Source organism: Staphylococcus sp. CoH_129_LAB_1 (assembly GCF_058191515.1).
In genome coordinates this window covers 15445-33194 of record NZ_JBXWKZ010000027.1, presented here as the reverse complement: position 1 = coordinate 33194, position 17750 = coordinate 15445, and the positions used below count along the sequence as shown (strand labels likewise).

At 31.1% G+C, this 17750-nt stretch carries 10 protein-coding genes and 1 pseudogene; 8 read left to right on the top strand and 3 right to left on the bottom strand.

Annotated features, from left to right (window positions below; translation table 11 throughout):
* Positions 1-332 precede the first annotated feature (332 nt).
* Positions 333-3038 (top strand): aconitate hydratase AcnA, encoded by a 2706-nt coding sequence (acnA, locus tag AC2FB1_RS08625; RefSeq protein ID WP_490674807.1) that lies wholly within the window; start codon positions 333-335, stop codon positions 3036-3038.
* Between the two features lie 412 nt (positions 3039-3450).
* Positions 3451-3921: a 1,4-dihydroxy-2-naphthoyl-CoA hydrolase MenI gene (menI, locus tag AC2FB1_RS08620; protein ID WP_490674805.1), complete on the top strand. Its 471-nt coding sequence runs from the start codon at positions 3451-3453 to the stop codon at positions 3919-3921.
* Here the strand turns inward: menI and AC2FB1_RS08615 are convergent.
* The 3 genes and pseudogenes from AC2FB1_RS08615 to plsY form a co-directional block, all read right to left on the bottom strand.
* Positions 3886-5197, bottom strand: a pseudogene (locus tag AC2FB1_RS08615) (transposase). The gene menI and the pseudogene AC2FB1_RS08615 sit on opposite strands and share 36 nt — an antisense overlap.
* Positions 5198-5471: 274 nt before the next feature.
* Entirely contained in the window at positions 5472-5771 is a 300-nt protein-coding gene (locus AC2FB1_RS08610) for a HesB/YadR/YfhF family protein (RefSeq protein WP_490674803.1), read from the bottom strand.
* A 147-nt stretch (positions 5772-5918) separates the two neighbouring features.
* The gene (gene plsY, locus AC2FB1_RS08605) at positions 5919-6527 is read right to left on the bottom strand and encodes a glycerol-3-phosphate 1-O-acyltransferase PlsY (RefSeq protein WP_490674802.1); all 609 of its coding nucleotides are present in this window, start codon (positions 6525-6527) and stop codon (positions 5919-5921) included.
* Between the two features lie 194 nt (positions 6528-6721).
* Here plsY and parE point away from each other — a divergent pair, with 194 nt between their 5' ends.
* The 6 genes from parE to mprF all read left to right on the top strand — a co-directional run bounded on the left by parE (position 6722) and on the right by mprF (position 17729).
* Positions 6722-8722, top strand: coding sequence for a DNA topoisomerase IV subunit B (gene parE, locus AC2FB1_RS08600; RefSeq protein ID WP_490674801.1), 2001 nt, complete (start codon positions 6722-6724; stop codon positions 8720-8722).
* Entirely contained in the window at positions 8719-11118 is a 2400-nt protein-coding gene (gene parC / locus AC2FB1_RS08595) for a DNA topoisomerase IV subunit A (protein ID WP_490674800.1), read from the top strand. Before parE ends, parC begins: the two co-directional genes overlap by 4 nt.
* A gap of 209 nt (positions 11119-11327) precedes the next feature.
* Entirely contained in the window at positions 11328-12788 is a 1461-nt protein-coding gene (gene alsT / locus AC2FB1_RS08590) for a glutamine transporter AlsT (RefSeq protein ID WP_490674799.1), read from the top strand.
* 129 nt (positions 12789-12917) lie between these two features.
* Positions 12918-13769, top strand: coding sequence for a glucose PTS transporter transcription antiterminator GlcT (gene glcT / locus AC2FB1_RS08585; protein WP_490674798.1), 852 nt, complete (start codon positions 12918-12920; stop codon positions 13767-13769).
* Between the two features lie 60 nt (positions 13770-13829).
* On the top strand, positions 13830-15059 hold the full coding sequence (locus tag AC2FB1_RS08580) for an AI-2E family transporter (RefSeq protein ID WP_490674797.1): 1230 nt from the start codon (positions 13830-13832) through the stop codon (positions 15057-15059).
* A gap of 147 nt (positions 15060-15206) precedes the next feature.
* Positions 15207-17729 carry a bifunctional lysylphosphatidylglycerol flippase/synthetase MprF gene (gene mprF, locus AC2FB1_RS08575; protein ID WP_490674796.1) on the top strand — a complete coding sequence of 841 codons (2523 nt, stop codon included), beginning with the start codon at positions 15207-15209 and terminating at the stop codon, positions 17727-17729.
* Positions 17730-17750 lie beyond the last annotated feature (21 nt).

The window sequence follows — 17750 nt, the reverse complement described above, 5'->3', positions numbered from 1 at the left end:
ACCTCCGCATGATTCATTTTAATATGAATTCAACGAAAGTGTTTTTATATCATTCCCACTAATTGGGGTCAGTCCAAAATGAATGTATTTTCAAGGTCCTTTTTTAATAAAAACTACTTTTATCATTTCATTGAAAACAATTCTCAATTAATAATTTTTACTTATATGTAAAAAGTAATATGATAAGTATTACTTATATTTACTGATTATAAAACCAAAATCTAAATCTCTAGAATTTTAGTAATATATAGTTGTTTTAAAAATCATATAATTATACAATTTATTTAAAGGAATATAATTATGGATTTTTAATATTCAAGGGGGATAATAAAATGGCTTCTAACATTAAAGAACAAGCTAAAAAAACGTTTGAAGTTCGAGGTAAATCATATACATATTATGATTTAAAAAGTCTAGAAGAACAAGGTTTAACTAAAATTAGTGAATTACCATATTCTATTCGTGTTTTACTTGAATCTGTATTAAGACAAGAAGATGATTTTGTTATTACAGATGATCATATTAAAGCATTAGCCCATTTTGGTAAAGAAGGTAATGAAGGAGAAGTGCCTTTTAAACCGTCACGTGTTATTTTGCAAGACTTTACAGGGGTTCCTGCAGTTGTTGATTTAGCTTCATTACGTAAAGCTATGAATGATGTAGGTGGAGATATTAATAAAATCAATCCAGAAGTACCAGTTGATTTAGTCATTGACCACTCTGTACAAGTAGATAGTTATGCAAATCCAGATGCGTTAGAACGCAATATGAAATTAGAATTTGAAAGAAACTATGAACGCTATCAATTTTTAAATTGGGCTACAAAAGCATTTAATAATTATAATGCTGTACCGCCTGCAACAGGTATTGTACACCAAGTTAACTTAGAATATTTAGCTAAAGTAGTTCATGTAAGAGATGTTGATGGTGAACAAACTGCTTTCCCTGATACACTTGTAGGTACTGATTCACATACAACTATGATAAATGGTATTGGTGTATTAGGCTGGGGTGTTGGTGGTATTGAAGCTGAAGCGGGTATGCTTGGTCAACCATCATATTTCCCAATTCCTGAAGTGATTGGAGTACGCTTAACTAATTCATTACCTCAAGGATCAACTGCTACTGACTTAGCATTACGAGTAACTCAAGAGTTACGTAAAAAAGGTGTGGTTGGCAAATTTGTAGAATTCTTTGGCCCTGGTGTTGCAGACTTACCATTAGCCGATCGTGCGACTATTGCGAACATGGCTCCTGAATATGGTGCTACATGTGGTTTCTTCCCAGTTGACGAAGAGTCACTTAAATACATGACATTAACAGGACGCTCTGAAGAGCATGTAGAATTAGTTAAAGCGTATTTACAACAAAACAATATGTTCTTTACATCAGATAAAGAAGATCCACATTATACAGATGTCATTGACTTAGATTTATCAACAGTTGAAGCATCATTATCTGGTCCTAAACGTCCTCAAGATTTAATTTTCTTAAGTGATATGAAAAAAGAATTCGAAAAATCTGTAACAGCTCCTGCTGGAAACCAAGGCCATGGCCTAGATCAAAGTGAATTTGATAAATCAGCTCATATTCAATTTAATGATGGTTCAGAAACAACTATGAAAACTGGAGATATTGCAATTGCAGCTATTACGTCATGTACAAACACATCTAATCCTTACGTTATGTTAGGTGCTGGTTTAGTTGCGAAAAAAGCAGTTGAAAAAGGATTAAAAGTACCTGAATATGTTAAAACATCATTAGCACCAGGTTCAAAAGTAGTTACGGGTTACTTACGTGATGCTGGATTACAAGATTATCTTGATGAGTTAGGATTTAATTTAGTAGGTTATGGTTGTACAACTTGTATAGGTAACTCTGGTCCTTTATTACCAGAAATTGAAAAAGCTATTGCTACTGAAGATTTACTAGTTACTTCTGTATTATCTGGTAACCGTAATTTCGAAGGTCGTATCCATCCATTAGTAAAAGCTAACTATCTTGCTTCACCTCAATTAGTTGTTGCGTACGCTTTAGCTGGTACTGTAGATATTGATTTACAGAATGAACCACTTGGTAAAGGCAAAGATGGCCAAGATATTTATTTAGATGATATTTGGCCTTCAATTAAAGAAGTTGCTGATACAGTAGATAGTGTTGTAACACCTGAATTATTTAAAGAAGAATATAAAAATGTTTATGATAACAATGAAATGTGGAATGAGATTGATGTTACAGATTCACCATTATATGACTTCAATCCTAATTCAACATATATTCAAAACCCAACATTCTTCCAAGGTTTATCAAAAGAACCAGGTACAATTGAACCATTAAAAGATTTGCGTGTAATGGGTAAATTTGGTGACTCAGTTACAACTGACCATATTTCACCAGCAGGTGCTATCGGTAAAGACACACCAGCAGGTAAATATTTATTAAATCATGACGTACCTATTCGTGATTTCAACTCATATGGTTCTCGTCGTGGTAATCATGAAGTTATGGTGCGTGGCACATTTGCGAATATTAGAATTAAAAACCAATTAGCACCAGGTACAGAAGGTGGCTTTACAACATATTGGCCAACTGATGAAGTTATGCCAATTTATGACGCTGCAATGAAATATAAAGAAGACGGTACAGGTTTAGCAGTATTAGCAGGTAACGATTATGGTATGGGATCTTCACGTGACTGGGCTGCTAAAGGTACTAACTTATTAGGCGTTAAAACTGTAATAGCACAAAGCTACGAACGTATTCACCGTTCTAACTTAGTCATGATGGGTGTATTACCATTACAATTTAAAGACGGAGAATCAGCTGATTCACTTGGTCTAGATGGTAAAGAAGAAATTTCTGTAGATATTAATGAAAATGTAAAGCCACATGATATCATTAAAGTACATGCTAAAAAAGAAAATGGGGAAGTGGTTGATTTCGATGTAATTGTTCGTTTCGATTCACAAGTTGAAATCGATTATTACCGTCATGGTGGCATTTTACAAATGGTATTAAGAAATAAACTTGCTAAATAATATAAAAGTTCGAAAAAGTATTTAAAATTTAGAACATAATTTAAGGCGCCTGGGACATTAATAATTGTCTCAGGCATTTTTAATACGTTGGTAATCAATGATTGTTTTGAAAAAACGCTTGTATCAAGCTTTTTAATACTAGTAAGACAAAAATATAGAGAGTTTTATAAATAAGATCTGCGACCAACGTAGGATGGGGTCGGGGCCCCAACATAAAGACTTTCATTAAGAAAGTCTGCGGCCAACGCAGGTTGGGGTAGAACGACGATTTTAAAATGAATTTTGCATCCCTCTTTTCTCAGATAATTTCATCATGGTACTTCACTACTAGTGGTAAGTCAGAAAGTTTATGTCAAGTGTTTTTTTTATGTTAATATTGAAAGTGAACTTAATTGGAAAGAGGTACATAAATATGATTTATAGTATGACTGAAATTGAAGCGAGATACCAAGAGACAGATAAAATGGGAGTAATTTATCATGGGAATTATGCTACATGGTTTGAAGTTGCTCGTACTGATTATATTCGCAAATTAGGTTTTAGTTATGCAGATATGGAAAAAGAAGGCATCATCTCACCCGTAGTAGATTTACAAGTTCAATATAAGAAATCAATTTTTTATCCTGAAAAAGTTAAAGTAAAAACATGGGTAGAACATTATTCAAGATTACGTTCAACATATTGTTATGAAGTATATAATGAAAAAGGTGAATTAGCTACTACAGGTTCTACTCAACTTTTATGTATTAAAGCAAGTGACTTCAGACCAATTCGTCTAGATCGTTATTTTCCAGAATGGCATCAAGTATATAGCCAAGTAGAAACATTGAACAATAATGGTAAACAATTAGAAATTACAAAACATAGCGATTTGAATATATAAAAAAAGATTCCGGGACAAAAAGTTTCTGGATAAGTGAAAAAAGACAATTTCTATTGAAATAATATAGAAATTGTCTTTTTTATAATTTTTTGATTATTTTCAGTTCGTTGAGCTGTTACTTTTCTCATATTAAGTAATATTAGCACAAATCCTAGTTCTCTTTTGGCTTTATTTATCTCTCGAACTGACATTCGAGTGAACCTTAAAATAGCTTCATAAATCTAAAAACAGGCTCCACATCAATTTTTCTTTGACTGTAGATGGCTTTTGTTTTTGGTTCTGAAAGCTTTTTATTAATTTGGGCTTTAAAATATTCCCAATCATAATTTTGCATTATTTTTTTACTTATTTTTGCATTGAATTAAAAAATGGTATCATCGTTCTTGTATTAATCGGATTTTGATACATATTATAAGATAAAACAAATTGAGAATTTGTCACTATTTAGTGCCCTGGCTTGAGTTGTCCATTTTTCATATGATTTTCTTTCATTCTCATAAATGTGGCATCATGGTCTGTTTTAGAATAACTATTTTTATCCTTTAAAATAGATTTTTGGACTTCATATCTATGCTTTCGCTCAGAGTACTCATTAATTTTCTTTTTGTATTGTTTTCTTATTTTAGTACATTTTTCATTATCGATATATTGATTTAAATCTTCGATGTCTTTATCTAAATGACTATCAATCAAATCTATTTTTTCTTTTGTTTAGTCATTATCGTGACCTTTTTTAATCTCAGGTATGATTTTATTTGTCACCAATTCATGATAGAGTGCTTTAAAATCTGCATTCATTTTTGACTCATGATTTTGAATATTCTTTTCCATACAAATGTATATCGATTGGCATTCGTCTCAACTTTCGTACATCAATAAAAATGGCCAAATCATCTATAAGATGTTGTTTCAAAAAATGACTATGAAATTGAATGAATAATGATGTTAATAAAGCATCTACGTTTGGATTGACTCTAAATCAATTCATCGTTTTATGAGAAGGTTTTTGATTTTGTGATAGCCACATCATTCGAATGATATTATTCAGTCATTTTTCTATCTTACGTCCTGAAAACACAGATTGCGTGTAGGCATATAGAATGACTTTTAACATCATTTTTAGATGGTATGATGTTGCACCACGATGACGTCTGAATTCATCGAATTTAGTCTTAGGAATGATTTCTACAATATCATTTACATGTCGTGAAATATCATTTGTGGGTATAAGAATTGACGTTTCCATTAGTAGAGTCATATTATATTCTTTATACATAAGACACCTCGTTAATTTAGTTTAGTGATATTTATTAAATTATACGAAAGTGCCTTATTTTTTTAGTATTTCAATGTAAAATTATATATAAATACAAAGTGTTTTGGCGAGACTCTTGAGGGAACAGGACAAGCTGAAGACTACAGGCTGAAGCTGTCCCCTAAGAAAGCGATTCAACAATACGTAGTATTGTAAATAAAGAAGCCAGTAAATGAATTTATAATACACTCATTTACTGGCTATTTTGTTAGGGATTATGTCCCAGTCTCTTTTTTTAATTAATTGTAGAATAAGCAATTTCATCTTCATGGTCTACTTTTTCAACGATAATATCATGATCTTCAAAGTACCATAAGTCATCTTCTGAAACTACTATAGTTAAATTATTATAATTTTCACGATAACCTATCTCAACGTCATTGATCGGTTCTACTCGAAATGCTGGGCTAAAACCTTGTTTAAGCTGAAATTCTCCACCATATCTCACGTAAAATTGTAATATTTTATTCTCTTTTGGTAAATCTAATTCACTTTTAAACCATTCAACTGCTTCATCAGTCAAGTTGATTTTCATTGTATGAACCATCCTTTATATTAATCATTATAATATTTATCATGTAGAAACTGCTTGAATTATAGCATAATATCATCCATATCAAACATGAGCCATTTCTCGTGGGCTAAATACGATTATTCGCATTTAGTGTATGAAACTCCTATTCTACATCCATTTTATTTTAGGTTCTTCACCTTTAAAAATCCTAACAATATTAGAACGGTGTCTAAAAATCAAAATAATTGATACAAAAGCACTCATTCCAAATAATATGTAATCATGAATAATTAATGAACATATTACGCAGCTAATGGCTGCAACAATACTTGATAATGATACATACTTTGTTAAATATAAAATTCCAAAGAATATGATTGCTAAAATTAAAAGTAAGATTGGATTAACGCCTAATACAACTCCAGCACTTGTGGCTACAGCTTTACCCCCTTTAAATTTAAGATAAATAGGATAAACGTGACCAAGTATTGCAAAAATACCTACAATTAAGCCATGTGTGAAGAATGTGCTAATAGGGCCATTAGCATGCACTGGAAACCATACTGGGAAAAATACAGTAATGAATCCTTTAAATATATCTAAAAAAGTAACGATAAATCCAGTTGGTTTACCTAAAACTCTAAAACTATTTGTAGCACCAGTATTACCGCTTCCAAATTGTCTAATATCTTTTTTTAAAAAAAGTTTTCCTATAACATAACCATTTGGAATAGCTCCAATGAGATAGCTTAAAATCAACATGAGAACTATCATCATAATTCGTTTACACATCCCTTATATAATGTAGCTATATTTTATCACAAAGTGTTCCATACAACGATTGAAAATTAAAAAAACCCTTTATTATATTAAGTTAAATATAACTCTTACTTGCATTTTGATGCGTTTTATATAAGAATAACTATTGTAAAGTTAAAAAAACGAACGTACGTTTGTAGGAGGAGAACGCATTGGCAACAAAAAAGACAAATCATTACTCAGATGATTCGATTCAAGTATTAGAAGGACTTGAAGCAGTTAGAAAACGTCCAGGCATGTATATTGGATCAACTGATAAACGTGGATTACACCATTTAGTATATGAAATTGTCGATAACTCCGTCGATGAGGTTTTAAATGGTCATGGTAATGAAATTGATGTAACAATCAATAAAGATAATAGCATTTCAGTGGAAGATAATGGGAGAGGTATGCCAACTGGAATGCATGCGTCAGGTAAACCTACTGTAGAAGTTATTTTTACAGTATTACATGCTGGAGGTAAATTTGGGCAAGGTGGATATAAAACTTCTGGAGGACTTCACGGTGTTGGTGCTTCTGTAGTTAATGCATTAAGTGAATGGTTAGAAGTCGAAATTCATCGAGATGGACAAATTTATAAGCAATCCTTTAAAGATGGCGGTATTCCAACTTCTGGTTTAGAAAAAGTGGGGAAAACTAAGAAAACAGGTACAAAAGTTACATTTAAACCAGACCCAAGTATTTTTAAAGCAACAACCTCATTTAATTTTGATACATTAAGTGAGCGCTTACAAGAATCAGCTTTCTTATTAAAAAACTTAAAAATCACATTGAAAGACATACGTGATGGAAAAGAACGTGAGGATGTTTATCATTATGAAGAAGGTATTAAAGAATTTGTAAGTTATATAAACGAAGGTAAAGAAGTGTTACATGATGTTACGACATTTACAGGTGCCGCAAATGGAATCGAAGTAGATGTTGCTTTTCAATATAACGATCAATATTCTGAAAGTATATTAAGTTTTGTTAATAATGTACGTACAAAAGATGGCGGAACTCATGAAGTAGGATTTAAAACGGCAATGACACGCGTATTTAATGACTACGCACGTCGCATTAATGAACTTAAAGTTAAAGATAAAAACTTAGATGGTAATGACATTAGAGAAGGATTAACTGCAGTGATTTCTGTACGTATTCCAGAAGAGTTATTGCAATTTGAGGGACAAACTAAATCTAAACTTGGAACGTCTGAAGCGCGTAGTGCAGTTGATTCTGTTGTTTCTGAAAAATTACCTTATTATTTGGAAGAAAAGGGTCAATTATCTAAATCTCTTGTAAAAAAAGCTATTAAAGCTCAACAAGCGAGAGAAGCGGCCCGTAAAGCACGGGAAGATGCACGTTCTGGTAAGAAAAACAAACGTAAAGATACATTATTATCAGGAAAGTTAACCCCTGCTCAAAGTAAAAATACTGAGAAAAATGAATTATATCTTGTCGAAGGGGACTCAGCAGGTGGTTCAGCTAAACTTGGAAGAGATAGAAAATTCCAGGCTATTTTACCTTTACGTGGTAAAGTGATTAATACTGAAAAAGCAAAACTTGAAGATATTTTCAAAAATGAAGAAATTAATACAATTATTCATACAATTGGTGCAGGCGTTGGTAACGATTTTAAATTAGAAGATAGTAATTATAATAGAGTTATTATTATGACTGATGCTGATACAGATGGCGCCCACATCCAAGTCTTATTATTAACATTTTTCTTTAAATATATGAGACCTCTTGTGCGAGAAGGGCGTGTTTTTATTGCATTACCTCCGCTATATAAATTAGAAAAAGGTAAAGGGAAATCTAAAAAAGTGGAATATGCTTGGACAGATGACGAATTAGAAAAACTTCAAAAACAATTAGGTAAAGGGTTTACTTTACAACGCTATAAAGGTTTAGGTGAAATGAATCCCGAACAATTATGGGAGACTACAATGAATCCTGATACAAGAACATTGATTAGAGTGCAAATCGATGATGAAGTGCGTTCTTCTAAACGTGTAACAACATTAATGGGAGATAAAGTTGCACCAAGACGTGAATGGATTGAAAGTCATGTTGAATTTGGAATGCAAGAAGATCAAAGTATTTTAGATAATACAGAAGTTCAAATACTTGATACTGAAGAATATGATGAGGAGGAAGTCAATTGAGTGAGATAATTCAAGACCTATCACTTGAAGATGTAATTGGTGATCGCTTTGGAAGATATAGTAAATATATTATTCAAGAACGTGCGTTACCAGATGTACGTGATGGTTTAAAACCTGTTCAACGTAGAATTTTATTTGCTATGTATAGCAGTGGCAATACGTATGATAAAAATTTCCGTAAAAGTGCAAAAACTGTAGGGGATGTTATTGGACAATATCATCCACACGGTGATTCTTCAGTGTATGATGCAATGGTGCGTTTAAGTCAAGAGTGGAAGTTACGACATGTATTGATTGAGATGCACGGTAACAATGGTAGCATTGATAATGATCCACCTGCTGCGATGCGTTACACAGAGGCAAAATTAAGTCAACTTTCTGAAGAGTTAGTTCGTGATATTAACAAAGAAACCGTATCTTTTGTACCAAACTATGATGATACGACACTTGAACCTATGGTGTTACCGGCAAGATTTCCCAATTTACTGGTAAACGGTTCGACTGGTATTTCAGCAGGATATGCTACTGATATTCCTCCGCATAACTTAGGTGAAGTAATTCAAGCAACATTAAAATATATTGATAACCCTAATATTTCAGTAAATCAATTAATGAAATATATCAAAGGTCCTGATTTTCCAACAGGTGGCATTATTCAAGGTATTGATGGTATTAAAAAAGCCTATGAAACAGGAAAAGGAAAAATTGTTGTTCGTTCAAAAGTAGAAGAAGAATCATTAAGAAATGGTCGTAAACAATTAATTGTGACAGAAATTCCTTATGAAGTGAATAAAAGTTCACTTGTGAAACGTATTGATGAACTTCGTGCAGATAAAAAAGTAGATGGCATTATTGAAGTACGTGACGAAACTGATCGTACAGGCTTAAGAATTGCTATTGAACTTAAAAAAGATGTCAATCCAGAGTCTATTAAAAACTATTTATATAAAAATTCTGATTTACAAATTACTTATAATTTTAATATGGTTGCCATCAGTGATGGACGTCCGAAATTAATGGGACTACGTGAAATTATTGATAGCTACTTAAACCATCAAATTGAAGTTGTAGCTAATCGCACAAAATATGACTTAAATCATGCTGAAAAGCGTATGCATATAGTAGAAGGGCTTATGAAAGCTTTATCTATACTAGATGAAGTGATTGCGTTAATTCGTCATTCTAAAAATAAAAAAGATGCAAAAGATAATTTAGTAAATGAATTTGACTTTACTGAAGCACAAGCAGAAGCTATTGTGATGCTTCAATTATATCGTTTAACTAATACTGATATTATTGCGCTTGAGAAAGAGCATGAAGAACTACAAAAATTAATTAAAGAATACCGAAATATACTTGATAATCACGACGCATTATTAAATGTTATTAAAGACGAACTTACAGATATTCGTAAACGTTTTAAAATGTCACGTTTATCTTCAATAGAAGCGGAAATATCAGAAATTAAAATCGATAAAGAAGTTATTGTGCCAAGTGAAGAAGTTATTTTAAGTGTGACTAGACATGGATATATAAAACGTACGTCTACTCGTAGCTTTAATGCAAGTGGTGTGACCGAAGTAGGTTTAAAAGAAGGAGATAGTCTACTCAAATATCAAACTGTAAATACTCAAGATACAGCTTTAGTATTTACGAATAAAGGAAGATATCTCTTTATTCCAATCCATAAAATTGCAGATGTGCGTTGGAAAGAATTAGGACAGCATGTATCACAAATTGTGCCTCTAGAAGAAAGCGAGAGAATTATAGATGTATTTAACGAAAAAACATTTGATGGTAAAGCGTTCTATATTATGGCAACTCGTAATGGCATGATTAAAAAGAGTAATCAATCGTTGTTTAAAACAACACGATTTAATAAGCCGCTAATTGCAACCAAATTAAAAAATGAAGATGAAATAGTAAATGTACTTCGTATAACTCAAGAACAAATGATTACTGTTATTACACATAAAGGCATGGCATTAACGTATTCTACAGGAGAACTTTCAGATACTGGATTGAGAGCGGCTGGTGTGAAATCTATCAATTTAAAAGATGAAGATTATGTTATCATGACTAGTATTGTTGATAAAAATAATTCAATAATTATGGCTACACAAAGAGGAGCAGTAAAACGTATTTCTAAAGATATATTGCAAGATGCTAAACGTGCACAAAGAGGTATTACACTTTTAAAAGAATTGAAAAAAAATCCACATCGTATTGTAGCTGCGCATGTTGTCAAAGGAGAAACATACTATACACTTTATTCAGATAAGCATGCTGAAACAGGTGAAATTTCTAATATTCATCTTTCTGAACAATATACAAATGGGTCATTTGTAGTTGATACAACTGAGTTTGGCAACGTAAAATCAATGATAATAAATTAATATGATTTAAAAATTTTTGTTTTCAATTAATTCATAAGATGATAAAATTAATTTAATATTTAACTATTTATAATTCGCAAGAGATTTATGTTGATGATAAGAATATAAAAGTGAAACAGGCTTAATATGTGCACTTTTAATCTTAATCGTTGTAACATAAATCTCTTGTAATGTATATCACAACAATAATTTTGATGAGAGGGATTTAATTGAGAGATTTTGATAGTTTAATACCTGACTGGTTTAAATCTGTCGTCCAAGTTGGAAATGATTTAATCTGGTCACAGTATTTAATAGGTTTGTTGCTGACGGTAGGTATTTTCTTTACTATTAGTTCTAAATTTGTTCAACTTCGCATGTTACCTGAAATGTTTAAAGCATTAGTTGAAAAACCAGAAACATTGAAAAGTGGAGAGAAAGGGATCTCGCCTTTCCAAGCATTTGCCATTAGTGCAGGTTCACGTGTGGGAACAGGAAATATCGCTGGTGTAGCAACAGCTATTGTGTTAGGTGGCCCTGGTGCAGTATTTTGGATGTGGATTATCGCATTTATTGGAGCTGCGAGTGCATTTATTGAAGCGACACTCGCACAAGTTTATAAAGTCCATGATAAAGAAGGTGGCTTCCGAGGAGGCCCAGCTTACTACATAACCAAAGGTTTAAATCAAAAATGGCTTGGTATCACATTTGCTGTGTTAATTACTGTTACGTTTGCATTTGTATTTAACACTGTTCAATCAAATACCATTGCTGAATCTTTGAGAACACAATATCATATTAGTCCAGTTATTACTGGTATTATTTTGGCCGTCATTACAGCAATCATTATCTTTGGCGGTGTACGTAGTATCGCAACGTTATCATCTTTAATTGTTCCAATAATGGCTATCATTTATGTTGTTATAGTTTTAGTTATCTTACTCATGAATTTTGATCAAATCATTCCAATGATTGGTACTATTATTAAAAGTGCATTCGGAATAGAACAAGTTGCAGGCGGTGCGGTAGGTACAGCGATTTTACAAGGTGTAAAGCGTGGTTTATTCTCTAACGAAGCAGGTATGGGTTCAGCACCAAACGCGGCCGCTACTGCTGCTGTACCACATCCAGTAAAGCAAGGATTACTTCAATCTTTAGGTGTCTTCTTTGATACAATGCTCGTTTGTACAGCAACAGCTATTATGATTTTACTTTACTCAGGTTTAAAATTTGGTGAAAAAGCACCACAAGGTGTAGAAGTTACACAGTCTGCATTGAATGAACATCTTGGTTCTCCAGGTGGTATCTTTTTAACAGTCGCGATTACTTTATTTGCATTCTCTTCTGTAGTTGGTAATTACTATTACGGACAATCTAATATAGAATTTCTATCTAAAAATAAAGTGATTTTATTTATTTTTAGATGCTTAGTTGTTGTATTAGTATTTATAGGGGCAGTTGTTAAAACTGAAACCGTATGGAGTACAGCGGACTTATTTATGGGATTAATGGCTATTGTAAACATTGTCTCCATTATAGGTCTTTCAAATATAGCATTTGCTGTTATGAAAGATTATATTCAACAAAAGCGTGCCGGTTTAAAACCTGTGTTTAAGCCAGAAAACCTTGAGATTAATTTATTTGGTATTGAATCTTGGGGACGTGAAGACAAAATATCTAAAAAACATTAATAATTTAAGTAGACACTTCTTTCCTTCTTCTCTTTGAGTAATACAGGAAAGAAGTGTTTTTTGTAAGGGTGACTTTTCAAATATAACGTTTAACTATATAATTTTAGTAGTAAAAAAAGGATGATGATTATGAGTAAATATTATATTTCAAAAATTTTAAATAATAACGTCATCATATGCATTAATCGTAATCAAGAAGTTATTTTAATCGGTAAGGGAATTGGTTTTAATAAAAAAGCTGGAATGATTGTAGATGATAATGCTTCTATTGAGAAGGTGTATAAATTAGACCAAAAACAACAACAAGAATATTATAAATCTCTAGTTGAAATTGCTGATGAAGAGGTCTTACAAGCAATTATTGAATCAGTTAACTATATTACAAGTACTACTTATATGAAAGATGACAAACAACTTGTCGTTGCTTTAACCGATCATATTATTTTTGCATATAAACGATTAAAACAAAATCAAATTATTAGTAATCCCTTTGCAATGGAAACCCAACATTTATATAGTGAGGCGTATGATATTGCAACACAAGTTATACAACGATTAAATGAAAAATTAGACGTCACATTTCCTGATGACGAAATAGGTTTTATAGCATTGCATATTGCTTCAAATAAAGAAGATTTACCTATAAGTGAAATATCATTAATTAATAAAATTATTAATAAATGTGTATTAATTATCGAAAATGACATAGGGCATCCTGTTAATCCCCAAACTGTTCAATACCAACGATTTATTAGACATATTCAATTTTTAATACTTCGTTTAAACAAAAAAGAATATATTTATGCGCAAGATGAATTTATAAATATGGTCAAAACATATTATCCTACTTGTTATAGTACAGCATATAAAATTTCTAAAGTAATTCAAAAAAATTTAAATATTGGTATTGATGATTCAGAAATTGTTTATTTGGCTTTGCATATTTATCATTTTCAATCTCAAAATAATACACAAAATTAAAAAGCTACATGGTATGATATAATATAGATTATTTTAGATTAAGGGTACGGTGAAAATGATATGTCAATGGACCACAACAAAGTTGATGGAAAGAAAGCAAATAAGCTAAGCTTTTCTGAAACACGCTTTATGAAATTTCTAGGTGGTAAAGATTTATTATTTGCGTTAGTTTCATTAGTATTACTTGGCATTTCTATATTTATTTTTGACAAAATTTCTTATGTCTTTCAACCTTTTGTCATCATCTTTAATACTATTGTAGCGCCAATTATTTTATCACTTATTTTGTATTACTTATTAAATCCAATTATTAATTTAATGGAACGTTATAACATTCCAAGATTACTAGCAATTATAATTGTTTTTTTAGTGATTATTGGGGGAGCAACACTAATTATTAATTTGTTAATTCCTGTTATTGGTGATCAGATTATGCGACTTGCAAATAACTTCCCTAAATACATTGAAAAATTTAATAATGCTATTGATAAAGTGACACACATGTCTATTTTATCTTCATTTTATAGTCAAATTCAGGACTGGCTTGATTCTACTTCTAAAAAAATTCCATCATTAGTGTCAGATTATTCTAGTGGATTTGGAACTAAGATTAAAACGTTTGCAGAAGCTATTGTGAATGTTGGTGTCGTTATTGCGACTACACCATTTGTATTGTTCTTTATGTTGAAAGATGGAATTAAATTTAGGGAATATACAACTAAAATTATTCCTCCTAAATTTAGAAAAGACTATCATGATTTATTAGAAAAAATGAGTGTACAAGTCGGCTCATATATTCAAGGCCAAATTATCGTATCATTTTGTATCGGTATTTTATTATTTATTGGTTACTCTATTATCGGTTTAGATTATGGATTAGTTCTAGCTTCAATTGCCGCAGTAACAAGTGTTGTGCCTTACTTGGGACCAACAATTGCAATTTCACCAGCGATTATTATTGCGATTATTACCTCACCACTTATGTTATTAAAATTGATTGTTGTTTGGACGTTGGTTCAATTTATAGAAGGTCACTTTATTTCTCCTAATATTATGGGAAAAACGTTAAAGATTCATCCACTTACAATTATCTTTATTTTATTAAGTGCGGGTAATTTGTTAGGTATTGTAGGAGTTGTCTTAGGCATTCCTGGCTATGCTATTTTAAAAGTATTAGTCTCTCATATCTTCTTATTATTTAAACGTCGTTACAATAAATATTACGGGGACGATGCAGGACAATACGAAATTCAAAAAGCAGAACACAAAGATTATACAGAAGCGGAATAAATTTTATATGTAAAGCTACGAAACAACATACCTGTTTCGTAGCTTTTTTATCTTACAATTATGTTAGTTAAATAGTCTAAAGATATATAGAGAGAATATGATATGATATATTTTATATTAATATAAAGTAAAGGATAGTAACGAATAATGACTGAAGAACATAAAAATAGATTAATATCTATATTAAAAGTGGTGTTTGCTATAACACTTTTTATTGTGGTAGTTGCTACTTTATATCATGAATTGTCACATATTAACTTTAAACAAACACTAGAAGCATTTAGTAAAATCAATCGATGGTCTTTAATTGGTTTATTTATATGTGGTGGCGCATCAATGATATTGTTAAGTTTATATGATGTCATCCTTGTTAAAACTCTAAAGTTGAGTATACCACTGAATAAAGTATTTCGTTTGAGTTATATTATTAATGCATTTAATGCCATTGTTGGATTTGGTGGATTTATAGGTGCTGGATTTAGAACATTTATTTACAAAAATTATACTTCTGAAAGAAAAAAACTACTTCATGCTATTTCAATTATATTAGTTTCAATGTTTACAGGTTTAAGCTTCTTATCCATTTTAGTCGTACTTCATATTTTTGATGCTTCTCATATTCTCGATAAAGTACGTTTTGTAAAATGGGTATTGTACGCAGTAACTTTATTTTTACCTATTTTTATAGTTTATACAGTCGTTAAACCTATCACTGAACATAATAAATGGGTAGGAGTATATTGTACAATTGTTTCAAGTATTGAATGGGTAGCTGCTGCTGTCGTACTTTACTTATCGACACGTATTGTTGATATTCACGTATCTTTTACAATGCTACTTGGTATTTTTATTATTGCTGCATTATCTGGGCTGATTAGTTTTATTCCAGGTGGATTTGGGGCATTTGATTTGGTTGTTTTATTGGGATTAAAATCTTTAGGTATTCCTGAAGAAAAAATATTGATTGCCTTACTGTTATATCGTTTTGCTTATTATTTTGTACCTATTGTTATTGCTTTAATTCTATCTACGTTTGAATTTGGTAATTCTGCTCGTAAGTACTTTGAAGAATCTAAATATTTTGTACCTGCTAAAGACGTTACTTCATTCATAATGTCTTATCAAAAAGATATCGTTTCAAAAATCCCAGCATTTGCTTTATCTATTCTTATATTATTAACAAGTTTTGTTTTCTTTATTAATAATGTGACGATTGTTTATGACGGGCTATATGATATAGATCACTTTATTTACTATATCATGTTGTCTATTCATACAAGTGCATGTTTAATATTACTTGTTAATGTAAGGGGAATATATAAGCAAAGTAAACGAGCGATTATTTATTCAATGATTTCACTTATTTTAATATTTATCGTAACGATATATACATATGCTTCTATTATGCTACTTACATGGCTTATTATTATTTTTATTTTGCTTATTTTAGCTTATCGACGTGCGAAAGTATTTAAACGTCCATTTAGATTAAAAAACTTAATATTTACCTTAGTCATTAGCGTGATTATTTTATATATTAATCATTTCATTATTTCTGAAACATTATATGCTTTAGACGTATATCATTTGGAAATGGATACGTCGTTGCTAAAATATTACTTTTGGCTAACAGTGATAGTTGTCATGCTATTAATTGTTAGTACTGCATGGTTATTTGGACGTCGTTTTGAACGTCCACATCAATTACAAGATTTTACTCAATGTAAATCAATCATTGAAATGTATGGAGGGAATTATTTAAGTCATTTGATATATAGTGGTGATAAAGATGTATTTATGCATGAAAATGAACAAGCCTTTCTTATGTATAGATATAAATCAAATGCGCTAGTCGTATTGGGGGATCCAATGGGGAATAAAGCATCATTCCAATCATTATTATATGATTTTTATAATTTTGCTGAAAAGTTAGGTTATGATGTCATCTTTTATCAAGTATCTGATCGCTTCATGCCGTTGTATCATAATTTCGGTAATCAATTTTTTAAATTAGGTGAAGAGGCTATTATTGATTTAACACAATTTACTACTTCAGGAAAGAAAAGACGTGGTTTTAGAGCAACACTTAATAAATTTAATGATTTAAATGTTAATTTTGAAATTATAGAACCATCATTTTCTAAAGAGTTAATAGAGGAGCTTAGAGAAGTAAGTGATAAATGGCTCGATGGACGTACTGAAATGCATTTTTCTGTTGGCCAATTTACAGAACAGTACTTAGATAAAGCGCCAATTGGAATTATGAAAAACGAAGATGGTAAGATTATTGCATTTTGTACATTAATGCCGACGTATTATAATGAAGCGATTTCAGTAGATTTAATTCGTTGGTTACCTGAACTAGACTTACCTTTAATGGATGGATTATATCTACATATGTTATTATGGGGCAAAGAAAAAGAATATAAGGCATTTAACATGGGCATGGCTACCTTGTCAAATGTAGGTCAACTCGACTACTCATACTCACGAGAACGTATTGCAGGACGCGTATTTGAGCATTTCAATGGTTTATATCGTTTCCAAGGATTACGAAGATATAAAGAAAAATATAGTCCTCAGTGGGAACCACGATTTTTAGTATATAGAAAAGATAGTTCTCTTTGGTATAGTATGTTAAAAGTGATGCGAGTGATTAGACATAAATAAAAAAGATATCCGAAAATATAT

Excerpts from the sequence above, each read along its gene's own strand:
- acnA (WP_490674807.1), top strand. The coding sequence starts at position 333 with ATGGCTTCTAACATTAAAGAACAAGCTAAAAAAACGTTTGAAGTTCGA.
- menI (WP_490674805.1), top strand. The coding sequence starts at position 3,451 with ATGATTTATAGTATGACTGAAATTGAAGCGAGATACCAAGAGACAGAT.
- AC2FB1_RS08610 (WP_490674803.1), bottom strand. The coding sequence starts at position 5,771 with ATGAAAATCAACTTGACTGATGAAGCAGTTGAATGGTTTAAAAGTGAA.
- plsY (WP_490674802.1), bottom strand. The coding sequence starts at position 6,527 with ATGATGATAGTTCTCATGTTGATTTTAAGCTATCTCATTGGAGCTATT.
- glcT (WP_490674798.1), top strand. The coding sequence starts at position 12,918 with ATGAGTAAATATTATATTTCAAAAATTTTAAATAATAACGTCATCATA.
- AC2FB1_RS08580 (WP_490674797.1), top strand. The coding sequence starts at position 13,830 with ATGTCAATGGACCACAACAAAGTTGATGGAAAGAAAGCAAATAAGCTA.
- mprF (WP_490674796.1), top strand. The coding sequence starts at position 15,207 with ATGACTGAAGAACATAAAAATAGATTAATATCTATATTAAAAGTGGTG.